Annotated in this window: 18 protein-coding genes; 16 read left to right on the plus strand and 2 right to left on the minus strand. The window is 62.0% G+C overall.

Features of this window, described 5'->3' with window-relative positions; all coding sequences use genetic code 11:
* The first annotated feature begins 16 nt into the window (after positions 1 to 16).
* The 16 genes from Q7U49_RS00640 to Q7U49_RS00715 all read left to right on the plus strand — a co-directional run bounded on the left by Q7U49_RS00640 (position 17) and on the right by Q7U49_RS00715 (position 14,011).
* The gene (locus Q7U49_RS00640) at positions 17 to 679 is read left to right on the plus strand and encodes a transmembrane anchor protein (protein WP_304761736.1); all 663 of its coding nucleotides are present in this window, start codon (positions 17 to 19) and stop codon (positions 677 to 679) included.
* Positions 669 to 1,715 (plus strand): DMT family transporter, encoded by a 1,047-nt coding sequence (locus tag Q7U49_RS00645; RefSeq protein ID WP_304761738.1) that lies wholly within the window; start codon positions 669 to 671, stop codon positions 1,713 to 1,715. The genes Q7U49_RS00640 and Q7U49_RS00645 overlap by 11 nt, the downstream gene beginning before the upstream one ends.
* Before the next feature lie 30 nt (positions 1,716 to 1,745).
* On the plus strand, positions 1,746 to 2,042 hold the full coding sequence (locus Q7U49_RS00650; RefSeq protein ID WP_304761740.1) for a hypothetical protein: 297 nt from the start codon (positions 1,746 to 1,748) through the stop codon (positions 2,040 to 2,042).
* Positions 2,043 to 2,597: 555 nt separating this feature from the next.
* A complete protein-coding gene (gene moaA, locus Q7U49_RS00655; RefSeq protein WP_304761742.1) occupies positions 2,598 to 3,758 on the plus strand; it encodes a GTP 3',8-cyclase MoaA in 1,161 nt (386 codons plus the stop codon).
* Positions 3,759 to 4,394, plus strand: coding sequence for a molybdenum cofactor guanylyltransferase MobA (mobA, locus tag Q7U49_RS00660; protein ID WP_304761744.1), 636 nt, complete (start codon positions 3,759 to 3,761; stop codon positions 4,392 to 4,394).
* Positions 4,391 to 5,665: a gephyrin-like molybdotransferase Glp gene (gene glp, locus Q7U49_RS00665; RefSeq protein ID WP_304761746.1), complete on the plus strand. Its 1,275-nt coding sequence runs from the start codon at positions 4,391 to 4,393 to the stop codon at positions 5,663 to 5,665. The genes mobA and glp overlap by 4 nt, the downstream gene beginning before the upstream one ends.
* Positions 5,666 to 5,674: 9 nt before the next feature.
* Complete coding sequence (locus Q7U49_RS00670) at positions 5,675 to 6,553, plus strand: DMT family transporter (protein ID WP_304761748.1); 879 nt, start codon at positions 5,675 to 5,677, stop codon at positions 6,551 to 6,553.
* A 136-nt stretch (positions 6,554 to 6,689) separates the two neighbouring features.
* Entirely contained in the window at positions 6,690 to 6,854 is a 165-nt protein-coding gene (locus tag Q7U49_RS00675; protein WP_304761750.1) for a DUF1328 domain-containing protein, read from the plus strand.
* Between the two features lie 59 nt (positions 6,855 to 6,913).
* Entirely contained in the window at positions 6,914 to 7,195 is a 282-nt protein-coding gene (locus Q7U49_RS00680) for a hypothetical protein (protein ID WP_304761752.1), read from the plus strand.
* A 17-nt stretch (positions 7,196 to 7,212) separates the two neighbouring features.
* Positions 7,213 to 7,593, plus strand: coding sequence for a hypothetical protein (locus tag Q7U49_RS00685; RefSeq protein ID WP_304761754.1), 381 nt, complete (start codon positions 7,213 to 7,215; stop codon positions 7,591 to 7,593).
* On the plus strand, positions 7,590 to 7,889 hold the full coding sequence (locus tag Q7U49_RS00690) for a hypothetical protein (RefSeq protein WP_304761756.1): 300 nt from the start codon (positions 7,590 to 7,592) through the stop codon (positions 7,887 to 7,889). The genes Q7U49_RS00685 and Q7U49_RS00690 overlap by 4 nt, the downstream gene beginning before the upstream one ends.
* A gap of 5 nt (positions 7,890 to 7,894) precedes the next feature.
* Complete coding sequence (locus Q7U49_RS00695) at positions 7,895 to 8,968, plus strand: AI-2E family transporter (protein WP_304761758.1); 1,074 nt, start codon at positions 7,895 to 7,897, stop codon at positions 8,966 to 8,968.
* Positions 8,969 to 9,025: 57 nt separating this feature from the next.
* Positions 9,026 to 9,955 carry a J domain-containing protein gene (locus tag Q7U49_RS00700; protein ID WP_304761760.1) on the plus strand — a complete coding sequence of 310 codons (930 nt, stop codon included), beginning with the start codon at positions 9,026 to 9,028 and terminating at the stop codon, positions 9,953 to 9,955.
* Positions 9,936 to 10,268, plus strand: a complete 333-nt coding sequence (locus tag Q7U49_RS00705; RefSeq protein ID WP_304761761.1) for a chaperone modulator CbpM — start codon at positions 9,936 to 9,938, stop codon at positions 10,266 to 10,268. The genes Q7U49_RS00700 and Q7U49_RS00705 overlap by 20 nt, the downstream gene beginning before the upstream one ends.
* 51 nt (positions 10,269 to 10,319) lie before the next feature.
* Entirely contained in the window at positions 10,320 to 13,004 is a 2,685-nt protein-coding gene (locus tag Q7U49_RS00710) for a cation-translocating P-type ATPase (RefSeq protein ID WP_304761763.1), read from the plus strand.
* Between the two features lie 2 nt (positions 13,005 to 13,006).
* Entirely contained in the window at positions 13,007 to 14,011 is a 1,005-nt protein-coding gene (locus tag Q7U49_RS00715) for a sodium:calcium antiporter (protein ID WP_304761765.1), read from the plus strand.
* 62 nt (positions 14,012 to 14,073) lie between these two features.
* On the opposite strand, the gene Q7U49_RS00720 is transcribed toward Q7U49_RS00715, so the two are convergent.
* Positions 14,074 to 15,243 (minus strand): two-component system response regulator, encoded by a 1,170-nt coding sequence (locus Q7U49_RS00720; protein WP_304761767.1) that lies wholly within the window; start codon positions 15,241 to 15,243, stop codon positions 14,074 to 14,076.
* Between the two features lie 11 nt (positions 15,244 to 15,254).
* A partial coding sequence (locus Q7U49_RS00725; RefSeq protein WP_304761769.1) for a response regulator occupies positions 15,255 to 18,498 on the minus strand: 3,244 nt, incomplete at its 5' end.

An 18,498-nucleotide genomic window follows, 5' to 3' on the forward strand; every position in this document is an offset into this window, starting at 1 on the left:
CCAAGGAATTTTGACCATGTACAACAGTGAAACTACGCTTCGCGCTGAACTGCCTTCCTCCAGGAAGCTGATGCGCTCGACCATTTTGGCGGCTCTTTCTGCCGCAGTCATCCTGGTGACCGTTGTTCAGCCGGCCGAATACGGCATTGATCCCACTGGGGTGGGCCGTGTACTGCGACTGACAGAGATGGGCCAAATCAAAGCAAGACTCGCGGCTGAAGCAGCCGTCGAAACCGCAGGTCAAAAGCCCGCGGCTGAACCTTCAATCGCAGGCATCACAGTCAGCAATCCGCAACCCGCCAGCCCCACCTTTCAGACTGCCACACCTGAAGCTACCCCTGTTGCTGCCGCAGCGCAACCATCTTCCTGGCGTGATGAAATGAGCTTCACCCTGAAACCTGGTGAAGGCATGGAAGTCAAGATGCGCATGAAGGAAGGCGAAAAAACCGTCTTCGCCTGGGCTGTGGAAGGTGGCATGGTCAACTATGACACCCATGGCGACAGCATCGGCCGATCGATCAGCTACGAGAAAGGCCGCGCAGTCTCTTCCGATGACGGCGATCTGATCGCTGCATTCACGGGTAACCATGGCTGGTACTGGCGCAACCGTGGCGAGGCTGATGTGCAACTTGTGCTGCGCACGCGCGGTGAATACAGCGCCATCAAACGTGTCAAGTAACGCTCCGGCCATTCGAGGTGGGCTGCTGGCCCTGATGGCGGCGGCCCTCTTTGGCATCAGCACACCCTTGGTGCAAAGGCTTGGTGTGGGTCTGGGTGCATTCAGTACAGCGGCCTTGCTCTATGGTGGCGCCGCGCTGGTGGGCGCATTCTCACTGCGCCCCAAGGAACAAGAAGCGCGGGTGCGGCGCTCTGACACGGGTCGGCTGCTGGCCATGGCACTCTTTGGCGCCGTCATTGGGCCGGTCGCCCTGGCCTGGGGACTGCAACGCACCAGTGGCGCCAGTGCTTCCCTCATGCTCACGCTGGAAGCGCTTTTTACCGCCCTATTGGCCTGGCGCCTCTACGGCGAAAGCATGGACCGACGGGTCTGGCTCGCCATGCTGTTGCTGCTGGCCGGTGGCATGGCCTTGGTACTGGATCAAGGACTGGCGGGCGGTGTGCAATTGATGGGCCTGCTGGTCGTCATGCTGGCCACCGCAGCCTGGGGTGTGGACAACACCCTGTCGCGGGCGCTTGCCGAGCGCGACCCCAGCCAGGTGGTGATGCTCAAGGCGGCGCTGGGTGCGACCTTGACCACCTTTTTAGCCTGGTTTAGCAATGAACCCTTGCCCAGTTGGATGGCGGCATTGGGCTTGCTTGCAGTGGGCGCAACCGGGTATGGTGTGAGCTTGAGACTGTACTTGTTGGCTCAGCGTGCATTTGGCGCGGCCCGTACCGGATCTGTATTTGCTTTTGCGCCCTTTATTGGCGCGGTTTTCGCATTTGCGCTGGGGGACCGCTCAGCAGGCGGACTGATGATGGTGGGTGGCGTGTTGATGCTGTGCGGTGTCGCACTGCACCTTGCCGAAATCCATGGACATGCGCACGTTCATGAGACCATGGACCATGAGCACGCCCATGACCATTCGGACGGTCACCATAACCATCTCCACAACCCGACGGTCATCGGCACGCATTCCCACTTGCATCATCACGAGGAAGTGCGGCACAGCCATGCCCATGTGCCCGATGCGCATCACCAGCATGTGCATTGAAACCGTGTTGAGCAACAAGGCAGACAGATCGTGACAACAGCGCCAGGTTTTGTGGTAGAGACGTCTCAGGCAGCCGGGTATTTTGGAAGTCGGTGGCGTGGCGAAGTGAATTTGAACCAGCTTTATTGGCGTGACATGATGATCGTCGGCAGCGTCATCAACCTGTTCACCGGGTTCATTGCACTGATGATTGCTGCGCAAGGCGGTGAACTTTGGGTCGCTGCCATGGTGCATTTTGCGACCTTGCCCTACAACGTGTTTCTTGTCCTTGCTTTGTGGCGGACACCTGGGCGCAGCAGGTTTATGGCATGGACTTCGTTGGTTTGACTGGGCACCGTCACGATGCTTTGAGTCATCACGTGGCTGAATGGTCATTCAACCCATTGCGCTCAGGTCAAGAACTTCAATCTTCCGTTCGAGTGACTGTCTTACCTACGCCAACTGAACGATGCAATGCAGAAAATAGCGCCTTGATCGTCGATGCCCGAAACGGGCACCAAGCGGGTGTCGGTACCCGTCTGCTGTCTGGCACTTCGGTTACTTGAATTTTGGTGACTCCAAAACGGTCACTCGTGACCGACTGCAACTGGCCATCAAGATGAAGCCATGGTCTGAAATCCTAAGACTGGTAAAGCTGCGTTGCTGACAAAGAACCGTTAAAAACCGTGCGCTGAGGGGTGTCGTCAATCGGTCCTGCAAAGTTCGGTCCAGCAGCGTGACAAATCCCGCATCATGACTTACGCCAAATTGATTCAACCAGCGTTCTGACCCAGGCAGTACAGACGCACGTCAAAGAGGGACAACAACACCGGGGCGATTTTGCGGCAGTCCGATTCATGCCAAAATTCGTCACCACTTGAGGCCCCTGCCTGCATGAACACAATGACTGATCGAGACACACACCGCGTCATCCCGCTGATGGATGTGCGGCCCCATGGCCTGGCCGTGCCCGCTGCAAGCTTTGATCTTGCCAGGCGCCTGGACGCCAACGGCTTGCTGGCCGACACCCGTGGACGCTCCTTGCGCGATCTGCGCATCAGCGTCACCGACCGCTGCAACTTTCGCTGCAACTACTGCATGCCCAAAGAGATTTTTGGCACCGACTACCCTTACCTCAAACACGCCGACCTGCTGAGTTTTGAGGAAATCACCCGCATGGCGCGGGTCTTCGTGGCGCATGGCGTGCAAAAGATTCGCTTGACCGGCGGTGAGCCGCTGCTGCGCAAAAACCTCGAACAACTGGTTGAACAACTCGCCGCCTTGCGCACGCCCGAGGGTCAGCCACTGGATCTGACGCTGACCACCAACGGCTCGCTGTTGGCGCGCAAGGCCAGGGCTTTGAAAGATGCCGGGCTGCAACGCGTCACGGTGAGCCTGGACGGCCTCGACGACGCGGTCTTTCGCAGCATGAACGATGTCGATTTTCCGGTGGCCGACGTGCTTGAAGGCATCGAAGCGGCACGCGCCGTCGGCTTGGGGCCGATCAAGATCAACATGGTGGTCAAGCGCGGCACCAACGAGCAGGAAATTCTGCCGATGGCGCGTTATTTCAAGGGCAGCGGCATGGTGCTGCGCTTCATCGAGTACATGGACGTGGGCGCCACCAATGGCTGGCGCATGAACGAGGTCATGCCGTCTGCTGAGGTGGTGCGGCTGATCCAGTCGGAGCTGCCGCTGGTGCCCCTGGAGCCAAGCAACCCGGGCGAAACCGCCTCGCGCTGGGGTTATGCCGACGCACAAGGCCGGCACGACAAGGCGGCCGGTGAAATTGGCGTGATCAGCAGCGTGACCCAGGCCTTTTGCGGCGAATGCAACCGCGCGCGCCTGTCGACCGAGGGCCAGTTGTACCTGTGCCTGTTTGCCAGCCAGGGCTACGACCTGCGCAGCCTGGTGCGCGGCACCGCCTCGGACGCCGAGTTGGCCAGCGCCATCGGCCACATCTGGAAGGACAGGGATGACAATTATTCCGAACAGCGCAGCAAGATGCCCTTTGATTCGGGCGCCCCGGTCAAACGGGTGGAAATGAGCTACATCGGAGGCTAAATGATCAACGCATCAGACATCACCGCTCTCATCCTGGCGGGCGGGCGCGGTTCGCGCATGGGCGGGGTCGACAAGGGCCTGCAAAATTTCAATGGCATGCCGCTGGCGCTGCACACCCTGACGCGCCTGCAGATCAGCGGTGGGGTGGGCGAGATCATGATCAACGCCAACCGCAACCTGGCCGCTTACGAGTCGTTCGGCGTGGCGGTCTGGCCCGATGTGCTGGCTGATTACGCCGGCCCCCTGGCGGGTTTTCTGACCGGCCTGGAGCGCTGCGAAACCCCTTACCTGCTGACCGTGCCCTGCGACACGCCGCTGCTGCCGCTGGACCTGGCGCAGCGCCTGGCGGCGGCGCTGGAGGCCGAGGACGCCGACATTGCCATGGCAGCGGCCCCCGAGGCCGGCAAGGACGGCACCCTCCAGGTTCGCACCCAGCCGGTGTTTTGCCTGCTGCGCACCGAGCTGCTGGAGAGTCTGGTGCGCTTTACCCAGGACGGCGGCCGCAAGATCGACGCCTGGACCGCCCTGCACCCGACTGCCGTGGTGGCGTTTGATGCGCCCGGCGACGACCCGCAGGCCTTTTTCAACGCCAACACCCTGGCTGAACTGCAACAACTGGAAAACCGTGCCACATGAAAACGCTGGAGCAAATTGCCAGCGAACTCGCCGGCTACGACCCGCAGGCCCTGAGCGCCGACATGGTCAACAGTTTTTTGACCCAGTTGGTGGAACCGGTCACCGACGTTGAACAGGTTGACATTTTCAATGCGCTCGGGCGCGTGCTGGCGGCCGACCTCATCAGCCCCATCAGCGTGCCACCGCACGACAACTCAGCCATGGACGGTTACGCCTTTGACGGCGCCCAGCTCACGCTTGACGCACCGCTGAGCCTGAAAGTCATCGGTACCGCGCTGGCGGGCAAAGCCTGGGGCGGCACGGTGCAGCCGGGTGAGTGTGTCAAGATCATGACCGGGGCCATCATGCCCGCCGGTCTGGACACCGTGGTACCGCAAGAGTTCACCACGGTGGTCGGCGACCAGGTCACCATTCCAGCCAAACTGCTGCAAGCCGGCGACAACCGCCGCTGCCTGGGCGAAGACCTGATGCAAGGCCAGCCGGCGCTGCACAAGGGTGAGCTGCTCACCCCGGCTGCCCTGGGACTGGTGGCCAGCCTCGGCATCCCAAGCATCCCGGTGCTGCGTCGCCTCAAAGTGGCTTATTTTTCGACCGGAGACGAAATCCTGAGCCTGGGTGAGCCGCCGCGCGAAGGCGCGGTCTTTGATAGCAACCGCTATACCGTGTTTGGCCTGCTGACCCGCCTGGGCTGCGAAGTGATCGACATGGGCGTGGTGCGCGACCAGCCCGAAGTACTTGAAGCCGCATTTGTGCAAGCCGCCCTGCAAGCCGACGCCATCATCACCAGCGGGGGTGTCAGCGTGGGCGAGGCCGACTACACCAAGGCCATGATGAAGAAACTCGGTGACGTGGCTTTCTGGAAGATTGCCATGCGCCCGGGGCGGCCCATGGCCGTGGGCCGCATTCTCGACCCCAAACCCACCGTGCTGTTTGGCCTGCCCGGCAACCCGGTCGCTGTGATGGTGACTTTTCTGGCCTTTGTCCGCCCTGCCCTGCTTCAGATGATGGGCTGCAGCCGCAGCGCGCCGCCGCTGCTCAAAGCCCGAAGCACCGAAGCCATCCGCAAGAAACCCGGCCGCACCGAATACCAGCGCGGCATCGTCAGCACGGCATCCGACGGCACGCTGCAAGTGGCCATCACCGGCAACCAGGGCTCGGGCGTGCTCAGCTCCATGGTGCAGGCCAACGGCCTCATCGTGCTGCACCACGCGCAAGGCAACGTGGCCGTGGGCGATGAGGTCAGCGTCATGATGTTTGACGGAGTAATTTAACCGAATGCCATGACGGCGCTGCTCACCTTGCTGGCCATGCTGGCCTTTGCCGGCAATTCGGTGCTTTGCCGTCTTGCCCTGAGCCATACCGGCATCGATGCGGCCAGTTTCACAGCCGTACGCTTGTTGTCGGGCGCCCTGATGCTGATATTGCTGGTTTATTTTCGGCAACTGTTGACGCCAGCGGCAGGCAAAACAAGCGACCCCCAACCCGCGCTGGGTGGCAATTGGACCTCGGCATTGGCCTTGTTTGTTTATGCAGGCGCATTTTCATTTGCCTACGTGAAGCTTGCTACCGGCACCGGTGCCTTGCTGCTGTTCGGCGCCGTTCAAGCCACCATGATTTTGGCCGGACTCTGGTCTGGCGAACGGCTCAGCGGGCGCCAGATGCTGGGCTTGTTGCTGGCAGTGGCCGGACTCGTTGCGGTGCTGCTGCCCGGCTTGACTGCCCCGCCACTGGGCAGCGCCTTGTTGATGCTGGCTTCCGGCGTCGCCTGGGGCGTTTACTCATTGCGCGGGCGCGGCGTGCGTGACCCCACCAGCGCCACAGCCGGCAATTTCTTGCGGGCCTCCTTGCTGTCCGTGCTGCTGGGTGTCGTCCTGCTGGCGCGGCAAAACCTGGACGGCACGGGCCTGTGGTACGCAGTGTTGTCTGGCGCGCTGGCCTCCGGTGTCGGCTACGCGGTCTGGTACACGGCCTTGCGTGGCTTGACGATGACAAGCGCAGCGTCGGTTCAATTGAGCGTGCCCGTGCTTGCCGCGCTGGCAGGTGTCGCCTTCCTGCACGAACCGATCACCATGCGCCTGGCACTGACCTCGGTGGCGATTCTGGGCGGCATTGCCCTGGTGGTGCTCGGAAAAAAACGGGGCACTGCCAGGGGCCGATAAAGCATCTGTGACAGGTTCGGTGGAAAGCCCTGGCCACAGGGCCCCGGGTATGTGCGATGGCGAACAGACCCGGCTGCCCCGATGCCCTTAAATTGGGGTTCATCAAGGCCACAGGGCCTTTCACCAGGAACCTTTCATGCTGCACTACGCCGTCGTATTTTTTGTCATCGCCTTGATTGCGGCCCTGTTTGGCTTCGGCGGCATTGCTGCCGGTGCCGTCAGCATCGCCAAGACGCTTTTCTTCATCTTTCTTGTGCTGGCGATTGCCAGCTTTCTCTTTGGCGTGATCAAAAAGCGCTGAATGGCCTTGCAGGCCGAAACCCCGTCACCTTTACCTTCATCAACTTCGAAAGCACTCCCATGTTCAACAACAAACCCGCTGAAATGACCAACGCCCTGATTGACCAGGCCACCCACGCCGCAGAGCAGGTCGCCAAAACAGGCCAGCAACTGGCCAGCAGCGCGCTGGAAGGCGTGCGCCACACCTCGCACCAAGTGCGCGTCAAGGCCGAGCATGCCTCCGACAATACCGTGCACTACATCCAGCACGAGCCGGTCAAGGCCATGCTGATGGCAGCCGCCACGGGGGCCGCCCTGATGGCATTGATCAACCTGATCAGCCGTTCGCGCAGCCAGCACTAAAACCGCATTGGTCGTCCATGCATCCCCTGCTTGAACTGTTGCTGGCCCGGCCGCAATTGCTGGCCGACCACGCGCAAGCCTACGGCGCGCTTTTTACCGAGGAGATGGGCGAAGCGCGCGCTGCCCTGCAACGCTGGGCCATCTGGCGCGCCATCACCCTCTGCAGTTTATTTTCGGCAGCCATTCTGGCGGGCATGGCGCTCATGCTGTGGGCCATGCTACCGCCCAGCCCGATGCAGGCAAGCTGGCTATTGCTGGTCACACCCATGGTGCCGCTGGCGGTGGCCGCGGTGTGCTGGCCGCTGGCGAAGAAAAATGGCACCCCTCCCTTGTTTGACCTGATGCGCGCACAAATCCGTGCCGACAAAGCCATGCTGCGCGCAGCCAGAGCACCATGAACAACACACAAACCGCCTGTGACCGCTTGACGCAGTCGCGCGACCGATTGCGTCAGGCCCTGGGCCAGGGCAGCCACCCAGTGGGCGGATCGCACATCGGACTGATGGCAAAAACAGCTTATGGCGTCGTCACCACCCTGGCTCAAAACCGACCCTTGGCGTCGGTTGTGGGTACCGCGTTGGTGGGTGCCCTGCTGGTGCGCATCAAGGTCTGGCGCTGGGTGCCGGTGTCGGCCCTGCTGGGCGCGCTGGTGCCACCCCTCGTCAAGGCACTCGCTGTCCGGGAAAAACCGTAATCCCCATGGCCAACTTTGAACCCGCAAGCGCCAGCGAGCACGCCACGACGCGGGAAAACTGGGCGCTTTTGTTGCTGCTCGTCGCCGTCTCGGTGGCGCTGGGCAGCATCTTGCTGCCGTTTTATGCGGCCATCATGTGGGGGCTCATTTTGTCGTTGTTGTTCACCCCATTCAACCGCTGGCTGCTGCCTCGGATCGGTCACCGGCGCACGTTGGCCGCGATCGGAACGCTGACGGTGATTGTGCTGATGGTCATTTTGCCGCTGACCCTGGTGATGGTGCTGCTGGCGCGGGAAGCGGCCTGGTTGTACCAGGGCCTGCAATCGGGCGACATCAATCCGGCGCTGTATTTCCACCGTGCTTTCAACCGGCTACCGGACTGGGTGGGCGCCATCCTTGACCGCTTTGGTCTGGTCAACTTTCCCACGCTGCAACGCCGATTGACGGCTTCGCTGGCGCAAGGTTCGCAATTTGCCGCCACCCAGGTGTTCAACATCGGGCAAAACACCTTCGAATTTGTCATCAGCCTGGGCATTTCGCTCTACCTCGCCTTCTTTTTGATCCGCGACGGCGACAGCACCGTGCGCGCCATCGGGCGCATGATTCCGCTGGCCCCGGTGCACCGGCAAAAACTATGGCACAAGTTTGCCACCGTGGTGCGTGCCACTGTCAAGGGAAATTTGCTGGTGGCGCTGATCCAGGGCGCCCTGGGTGGCCTGGCATTCTGGGCCCTGGGCGTCAGCGGTGCCTTGTTGTGGGCGGTGTTGATGGCGGCTTTTTCGCTTTTGCCTGCCATTGGTGCAGCGCTCGTCTGGGGACCGGTGGCCCTGTATTTCCTGGTGACCGGCGCACTGTGGCAGGGCCTGGCACTCATGGCCTACGGGGTGCTGGTGATTGGCCTGGTGGACAACCTGCTACGCCCGATCCTGGTGGGCAAAGACACCCGCATGCCCGACTACGTGGTGATGATCACCACCGTGGGCGGCATGGCCGTCTTCGGTATCAACGGGTTTATTTTGGGCCCGCTGATCGCGGCCATGTTCTTGTCAGCCTGGCAAATTTTCAGCGAGACACGATAACATTTCTTGCGCAAACGCAACGCAGTGCGGTGAGCCGGCCTGCAAACTGAATGCACCATGAAATACAAAGACTACTACGACACGCTGGGCGTACCGCGCACAGCCAGTCTGGATGACATCAAAAAGGCCTACCGCAAGCTGGCGCGCACCCACCACCCTGACCTCTCCAAGTCGCCGGACGCCGAGCTTCGTTTCAAGGACATCGGAGAAGCCTACGCGACCCTCAAGGACAGCGCCAAACGTGCCGCCTACGATGAATTGGGGCACCCGCAGGCCGGCGCCGAGTTCAAACCGCCACCGCAATGGCAGGAAGACTTTGCACCTGGTTTTGCACCGGGTGGCATGTCCTTCGAAGACTTGGACCTGGCCGATCTGCTGGCCGCCATGGGACAGGGTCAAAGGGGGCGTCCGCGCCAGGCCATGCCCCTCAAGGGCAACGACTTCGAGACCGCGGTGACCATTCCACTGGAAGACGCCCGGCGCGGCAGCACCGTCAACCTGACCCTGGCCGATGGCGCGGCTGAGCGCACCTTGCAAGTCACCATTCCGCCAGGCGTCTGCCAGGACCAGAAATTGCGTTTGCGCGGCCAGGGCGGCAAGGGCCGCAACGGCGGACCCGATGGCGACATTTACCTGCAGATCAAACTGGCACCGCACGCGGTGTTTCGGCCCGACCGCCATGACCTGTACTTTGACCTGATGCTGAGCCCCTGGGAAGCCGCGCTGGGCGCTGAAGTTGAAGTCCCCACACTGGACGACCCGGTGCTGCTGACCATTCCGCCGGGCACGCGCAGCGGGCGCAAGCTGCGCCTGCGCGGACGCGGCCTGGCCGCGCACAGCGACCTGTATGCCCTGGTTCACATCGACGTGCCCGCCAGCCTGTCGGCGCGTGAGCACGAGCTGTTTGAGGAGCTGGCCAAGGTGTCAAGCTTCCAACCGCGCACCGTCAAGCCCAAGGAGAACCCGCATGAGCCAAGACCCCGTTGAATGCTTCATTCTCGACACGACCGAGATCATCAGCCTGCCCGAACTCGCCCAGTGCTGCGGCATGAGCCCGGCCGAGCTGGATGAATTGGTGGACTACAACGCCCTGGTGCCGCTGCCCGATGCCGCGCCCGAGCGCGCCTTCAGCGCCCGCTGGGTGGCGCCCTTGCGCTCGGCCTCCAAAATGCGCCTTGACTTTGATCTGGATTTGTTCACCGTGGCGATTCTGCTGGGCCAACTGGTGCAGATCGAACTGCTGCAGCGCCAACTGGAGGCGTTGCGGGCGCTGTTACCCTCGCACCTGCGGCAGACTTGAGCGCCGGCAGCGCCTGACGGCAAACCTCGCAACCTGAGCCGCTGAAGACACATGGAAACATCACCGGTCCCACCCCAAGCCAACCCCGACCCGCGTCCCTGGCACCAGCGCGAAGTGCACGAACTGGCCAGTGAGCACGACGTCGACCCTGCGCAGGGACTGGCGTCCCACGAAGTCGAGCGGCGCCTGGAGCTCCATGGCCCCAACGAACTCCCCAGCGTGGCGCAACGCGGCCCGCTGGCCATTCTGGTGGCCCAGTTCACCGACTTCATGGTGTTGGTGCTGCTGGCCGCCGCCGTCGTATCGGGCCTGATTGGCGACCTGATCGACACCGTGGCCATTCTGGTGATTGTGGTGCTCAACGCCGTGATCGGATTCATGCAGAGCTGGCGCGCCGACCGCGCCATGGCGGCACTCAAGGTACTGGCCGCCGCCCGCGCCACCGTGCTGCGCAGCCAGCAAACCCAGGAGGTTGCCGCCAGCAATCTGGTGCCGGGCGACATTGTGTTGCTGGAGGCCGGCAATAAGGTACCCGCCGACCTGCGCCTGATCCACAGCGCGCAACTGCAGGTGGACGAGTCGGCACTCACCGGCGAATCGGTCACGGTGGCCAAACACACGGCCGCCCTGTCAAGCGGTGCCGACAGCGCCCTGGGTGACCGCCTCAACATGGCCTTCAAGGGCACCACCGCCACCCATGGCCGTGCGCGCGGCCTGGTGGTGGCCACGGGTTCGAACACCGAACTCGGCAAGGTGGCGCAATTGCTCGACCCGGAAGACCGCACCACCCCGCTGCAGCGGCGCCTGGCCGCCTTCGGCAAGCGCCTGGCGTTGGTGGTGATTGGCATTTGTGTGGTGATTTTTGTCGCCGGTATCTGGCGCGGCGAACAAGCCCTGCTGATGGCGCTCACCGCCATCAGCCTGGCCGTGGCCGCCATCCCCGAAGCCCTGCCGGCCGTGGTGTCGGTGTTGCTGGCGCTGGGTGCGCGGCGCATGGTGGCGGTCAACGCACTGGTGAAGCGCCTGCCCTCGGTCGAAACGCTGGGCTCGGTCACCACCATTTGCTCGGACAAAACCGGCACCCTGACGCAAAACAAAATGCATGCCGAACTGGTCTGGGCGCAGGGTCAGGCCTGGCTGCCAGGCGACCAGCCCCCGGGGCCGGTGCTGCTGGAAACCCTGCGTGCTGCCACGCTGTGCAACGATGCGCACCGCAATCAACCCCGCGAAGGCACCAGCCCCGCATCCGACTGGCAGGGCGACCCCACCGAGACCGCGCTGGTGGTGGCAGCGCAAGCCGCCGGCATTGACAAGGCAGCGCAAGAGGCCCAATCGCCGCGCTTGAAGGAGCTGCCCTTTGACTCCGAGCGCAAGCGCATGACCACACTGCATGCCAGTGCTGAGGGGGTTACCGGCTACACCAAAGGCGCCCCCGAATCGGTGCTGCTGTGCTGCGAGTCGCAATGGACACCCGAGGGCGCGCTCGCGCTGGACACCCAAGCCGTGATCGACCAGGCCGACGCGTTGGCGGCCCAGGGTCTGCGCGTGCTGGCGCTGGCGCGGCGTGACCACGCCGCCCTGCCCGACCCGTTGCAGGCCGACAGCATCGAGCAGCATCTGCAGTTTCTGGGCCTGATCGCACTGATCGACCCACCCCGCGCCGAGGCCGCCGCTGCCGTGCGCGACTGCATCACCGCGGGCATCATGCCGGTGATGATCACCGGCGACCACCCGGCCACGGCTCGCGCCATTGCCCGACGCCTGGGCATCGTGGCCGACCAGGATGCCGAGGTGCTGACCGGCCAGGACCTGAGCGCGCTGGACGACGCCGCCTTGCTGCAGCGCGTAGCGCAAGTGCAGGTCTATGCGCGGGTGGACCCGGCGCAAAAAATCCGCATTGTGGCGGCATTGCAGGCACAAGGCGAGATCGTGGCCATGACCGGCGACGGCGTCAACGATGCCCCGGCCCTGAAACGTGCCGACATTGGCGTGGCCATGGGCAAGGGCGGCACTGACGTGGCGCGCGAGGCCGCCAGCATGATTCTGCTGGATGACAACTTTGCCAGCATCGTGAAAGCGGTGCGCGAGGGTCGGCGCATTTACGACAACATCCGCAAGTTTGTGCGCTACACCATGACCAGCAACTCGGGTGAAATCTGGACGCTGTTTCTGGCGCCACTCGTTTTTCTGCCGATCCCGCTGTTGCCGATCCACATCCTGTGGATCAACCTGGTCACCGACGGACTGCCGGGCCTGGCACTGGCAGCCGAACCGGCTGAACGCGGCATCATGCAGCGCCCGCCGCGCGCCCACACCGAGAGCATGTTTGCCAACGGCATGTGGCAGCACATTCTGGGCGTTGGCCTGCTGATTGCCGGCCTGTGCCTCGGTGTGCAGGCCTGGGCGCTGGCCACCGGCCATGCCCACTGGCAAACCATGGTGTTCACCGTGCTGACGCTGGCGCAAATGGTTCATGTGATGACGATCCGCTCCGAGGGTGAATCGCTGTGGCAACTGGGCCTGGGCAGCAACAAGCCCTTGCTGGGCGCCGTGCTGCTCACTTTCGTGCTGCAGATGGCCACCATTTACGTGCCGGCACTCAACCCCATCTTCAAGACCCAGCCGCTGAGCCTGATTGAGTTGGGCATTTGCCTGGGCGCGGCGGCGCTGGTGGGCGTGGTGGTGGAGCTGGAAAAACTCTGGCGCCGCAAGCGGGCATCAAACGTTCCAGCCTGAACATGACCCCGATCACCCTGATCTGGCTGCAATTCGTGCTGTGTGCCGGCGCGATCGGCTTTGCTGGCGTGCGTTTGAGCCGTTACGGTGACGCCATTGCCGCGCGCACCGGCCTGTCGCGCAACTGGGTGGGCCTGATCCTGTTGGCCACGGTGACCTCACTGCCCGAACTGGTGACCGGTTTGAGCGCGGTCACAGTGGCTGAGGCACCCGATATTGCGGTGGGCGATGTGCTGGGCGCCTGCGTGTTCAATCTGGCCATCCTCGCCCTGATCGACATCCTCTACCGCAAGGACAGCCTGTACCAGCGGCTGGGCCAGGGCCATATGGTGTCTGCCGGATTTGGCGTCATCTTGCTCGCGGGTGCCGGGTTGGCGGTGCTGCTGGGCGCGCGCGGCATGATGCCCGCCGTGGGTCACATCAGTGTCGCCAGCGTGCTGCTGCTCGGCATTTATGTTGCGGCCATGCGCACGCTTTACGTGATGGAACAACGTCACCAGGCGCGCATCGAGACCACCGAGCCACCCGGTATGCCGCTCAAGTCCGCCCTGATGGGTTATGGCATGGCATCCATTGTGATCGTCGGTGCGGGCATCTGGCTGCCCATCATCGGCGTCGAACTGGCCCGACTGATGGGTTGGAGCAACTCCTTTGTCGGCACCCTGTTCATTGCCCTCGCCACCACTGTCCCCGAACTGGCCACCACCTGGGGTGCCGTGCGCATTGGCGCCCTGGACATGGCGGTGGGCAATTTGCTGGGCAGCAACCTGTTTGACGTGCTGCTGCTGACGCTCGATGATGTGGCCTACGTGAAAGGCCCCCTGTATGCGCAGGTATCGCCGGTCCATGCGGCCACGGCCGTCACGGCCTGCCTGATGACCGGCATCGTGATGGTGTCCCTCGCCAGCCGCCCCACACGGCGCGTGGCGCATGTCGCCAGTTGGTCCAGCCTGGCGCTGCTGGCCCTGTACTTGCTGAACGCCGTCATCCAGTACTGGCACGGCTGAGCGCAGGCAGGGGGCCTTGGTTTTCGCCCTGGCCATGCGCTACGTCATCGCATTGCGAATAATCAATCCACCGTTCCGGGTGGTGCCGCGTCGGCTGGCACCAAATAATCCTGTTTCTTGAGCATATCGACATCTGAATCGAGAAAACGCATGGCAATGACCCGGAACTCCTCTTGAATATCCAGGAAGGCATCGAGTATGTCGGCATCGAAGTGTGTGCCCCGGCCTTCTCTCATGATCAACACCGCTTTTTCGTGTGACATACCTGCTTTGTACACGCGCCGGCTGATGAGGGCATCGTAAACATCGGCCACCGCCATCAGGCGCGCCGCTATCGGGATGTCGTCGCCAGCGAGCCCCTGCGGATAGCCGCTGCCATCCCATTTTTCCTGGTGCGACAGGGCAATGGTCTTGGCGAAGGAGAGAAAATCGACCTCTATGCCCAGCGCCTCCTCGGCATGCACGAGCGCGTTGTATCCGAGCGTGGTGTGTGTCTTCATGATCTCGAACTCTTCCGGTTCCAAGCGGCCCGGCTTGAGCAGGATCCGATCCGGAATACCCACCTTGCCAAGATCGTGCAGCGGTGCCGACTTGAAAAGCATGGTGATGTTGCTGTCGCTCAGAAACCAGGCAAAACGCGGATGACCACGCAAGCGCTCAGCCAGCGCCTTGACGTAGAACTGCGTGCGCCGGATGTGGTTGCCGGTTTCGGTGTCGCGCGTCTCGGCGAGCGAGGCCATCGCGAGAATGGTCACGTCCTGGATCGCCATGACTTCGCGCGTGCGCTTGTCCACTTCAAGCTCAAGGAAGCTGTTTTTGTCGCGCAAAAAGTCATCCATGACCTTGAGCGCCAGATGGTTCTTCACCCGCGCCAGCACGATGGGCGGGCTGATCGGTTTGGTGATGTAGTCCACCGCGCCCAGTTCGAGCCCTTTCCTTTCGTCCTCCAGGCCCGCCTTGGCGGTGAGGAAAATGATGGGAATGTTCAACGTCCTGGGGTCGCACTTGAGCCGCTGGCAGACCTCATAGCCGTCCATGCCGGGCATCATGATGTCGAGCAGGATCAGGTCCGGCGGCGCGTCAGACATGGCGATCTTCAGCGCCTTTTCGCCACCGTTGGCGACTTTTACTTTGTAGAGACCCGCCAGAAGGTGACTCATCAAGGTCACATTGTCCGGTGTGTCATCAACCACCAGGATGGTGGCTTTTTTGGTGGCATTGAGTTCATCCATGGCAATCACTTTCAGGCGGATGTGCCAGTGACGGCCCTTAATGCCGTCAATGCGACTTCAAAGTCGAATGACCGGACGGCATCCTCAATCTTGCGGTAGTGATTGGGGAAGGCGGCATAGAGCAGGTCAGAATTCGCCTCCAGCACATCACTGGCCTGCGCGTCGTCGTCGGCCAGCAGACGCTCAAGCTTGTCACAAACCGCCTTCAGCATGACAGGATCGATCGTGACGATGGTCTTGTGCTGTGCCCCGGGCAACTGCTGGTCCAGTTGTGCCATCAACGTGGTCAGCGGGGCCTTCAAGGCCTCAAGCCGGGCATCGACTTCCGGGCGCGCACGGCGCTCCTTGATCGCGCCTTCCAGCAGCGCCGCCAACTGCTGTAAGCCGTTGGCGCCAACATTGCCGCAAACACCTTTGAGCGTGTGGGCGAGTCGTTCCGCCGTACTCCAGTCCTGAGCGCTCAGCGCCGCGAGGATTTCTGACAGCACGGACCTCTGGCCGTCGCGAAATTTGCGCAACATTGAGAGATAGAGGGACTTCTTGCCAAGTACCCGGCGCAGGCCATTGACCATGTCCAGCCCGTCGATGCCGGAGGGCAGGTCGATAGCGGGCCCCATCAGCAACTTGGGCGCGGCCATGGCTGGCCTTACGCTGTGCGGCTTGATCCATTTCAGCAGCGCCAACCACAAGGTTTCGGGCTCGATCGGCTTGCCCACATGATCGTTCATACCCGCAGCGATGCAGTGGTCGCGGTCGCCCTGCATGGCATTGGCGGTCATCGCCACGATCGGCAGCGCCTGCAAACGCAGCTCCTTGCGCATCTCCCGGGTCGCGGTGATGCCGTCCATCACCGGCATCTGCATATCCATCAGCACGAGGTCGTAATCAGTCACTTTCACCTTTTCCAACGCGATCTGACCATTCGCGGCCAAATCGACGGTAAATCCGGCATACGTCAGGAGGTCGACGGCAACCTCCTGGTTGAGCTCGTTGTCTTCTACCAAAAGGATGCGGGCTCCCTTGATGCCGGTGAGTTGCGTAAAAGCATCGCTTGGTGTGTCATCACCGGTTCGAGCGCCATCCGCAACGACGCCAAGCAGACGCACCACACCTTCGAACAGCACCGAAGCACTGACCGGCTTGATCAGCACCTCATCAATGCCTGTGGCCTGCGCGCTTTTGAAAACTTCTTCACTGCCGTCAGCGGTCACCATCATCATGCGCGGCGGATGGCCAAGTGCCAGCGCCCTGAGTCGCACTGCGGTCTCGATGCCGTCCAGGCCCGGCATCTGCCAGTCGAGAAAAACGATCTCATAAGGCGTGCCCTGCACTTCGGCCTGCGCCACCGCCTCAATGGCCGCCAATCCCGAATCCGCCTGATCCACCCTGAAACTCATCGTGCTAAGCAGGTCATCCAACACCAGGCGGGCGTTCTGGTTGTCGTCCACCACCAGCACGCGTTTGCCCTGCAGATCGCCCGACAACACCCGCCTGCGTTGCTGGCCAATACCTTTATCCAGGCGCACCGTAAACCAGAAGGTGCTGCCTTTGCCGAGTTCGCTTTCCACGCCGACCTCGCCGCCCATCAGTTCGGCCAGTTTTTTTGCAATGACCAGTCCCAGGCCGGTGCCGCCAAATTCGCGGGTGGTTGAGGTGTCGGCCTGCGAAAACCGCTGAAACAAGCGCCCCATCTGCTCCTGGGACAGGCCGATGCCGGTATCGCGCACGGCGCCATAAAGCAACACATCATGGTCGGTCTGCTCCTTGAGCCGAATCAGGATGTCGATTTCCCCCCGCTCGGTGAACTTGACCGCATTGTTGCAGTAGTTGATCAGAATCTGTCCCAAGCGCATCGGATCGCCGATCAGTTGGCTTGGCACATGCTGGTCAACGTCAAAAACCAGTTCCAGTCCCTTGGCTGTGGTTTTCTGGGAGAACAGGGCGGCCACGTTATCGAGTACCTTGGCGAGTTCAAACTCGGTGCGCTCAACCGTCAGCTTGCCGGCCTCGATCTTGGAAAAGTCCAGAATGTCGTTGATGATGCTCAGCAGATGTCGCCCGGACCTCTGTATCTTGTTGATGTAGTCGCGCTGGCGCGGTGTCAGCTCGGTCTTGAGCGTCAGATAAGACATGCCGATGATGGCATTCATCGGTGTGCGAATCTCGTGGCTCATGTTGGAAAGGAAATCCGATTTGGCGAGGTTGGCTTTTTCCGCCAAAGATTTGGCCCCCTCCAACTCGACATCCAGACGTTTGCGTTCTGTCACATCGCGCGCGGCGGCGAACACGCCCTGCAACTTCCTGTCACGATCATAAAAGGTGCTCGCATTGAAGGACACCACCGTTTCCTTGCCGTCCCTGGCGCGCGCGGTGAGCTCGTAATTGCTGACCTTTTTTTCGCCCAGCACCAGCTTGATGGCCGCCTCGGCGCGCTCAGGGTCGGTGAACTTATCTTTGAACGGCGCACCGATCAACTCGTCGCGGGTACACCCGGTGAGTGCCTCCATTTGCTTGTTGACGTCGGTGATGATGCCCGATGGATTCGTCGTCATGATCGCGTCGATGCTCGACTCGATCAGTGATCGGTTGTAAAACTGCTGGTCGCGCAAGCGCTGATCAAGCTGTTTCTGATCTGCCTCGATTTGCTTGCGCGCGGTGTTGTCGGTGCCGATCAGCAGGTAGCCGATGATGGCGTCCTGATCGTCGCGCAGCGCCGTGACCGACACCACCGCCGGGAAACGGCTGCCATCCTTGCGAATGTAGGTCAGCTCGTAAATGTCCTCGATGCCGCGCGCCGCCTTGAACACCAGGGCCTCAAAACCGGGTGTGATTGGCGTACCAAGTTCTGCCGTCAGCGTCTTGGCGCGCTCAATCACTTCCTGCGGATCAGAGATGTCAGCCGGGGTGATTTTGTTCATCACGTCAACGGCAGCGTAGCCCAGCATGCGTTCGGCACCGACGTTGAAAATCTGGATCACGCCCTTGGCGTCGGTGGCGATACTCGAGAAGTTGGCGCTGTTGAAAATGGCGCTTTGCAACGCTCCGGCCTTGAGCAGCGCCTCTTCGGCCAGCTTGCGCGCGGTGTTGTCGGTGCCGATCAGCAGGTAGCCGATGATGTTTTCCTGCGCATCGCGCAGTGCCGTGACCGAAACGATGGCCGGGAAGCGGCTGCCATCCTTGCGAATGTAGGTCAGCTCGTAAATGTCTTCGATGCCGCGCGCCGCCTTGAACACCAGGGCATCAAAGCCCGGCGCA

Origin of the sequence: Rhodoferax sp. (genome assembly GCF_030653815.1) — a bacterium.
GTDB lineage: Bacteria > Pseudomonadota > Gammaproteobacteria > Burkholderiales > Burkholderiaceae_C > Rhodoferax.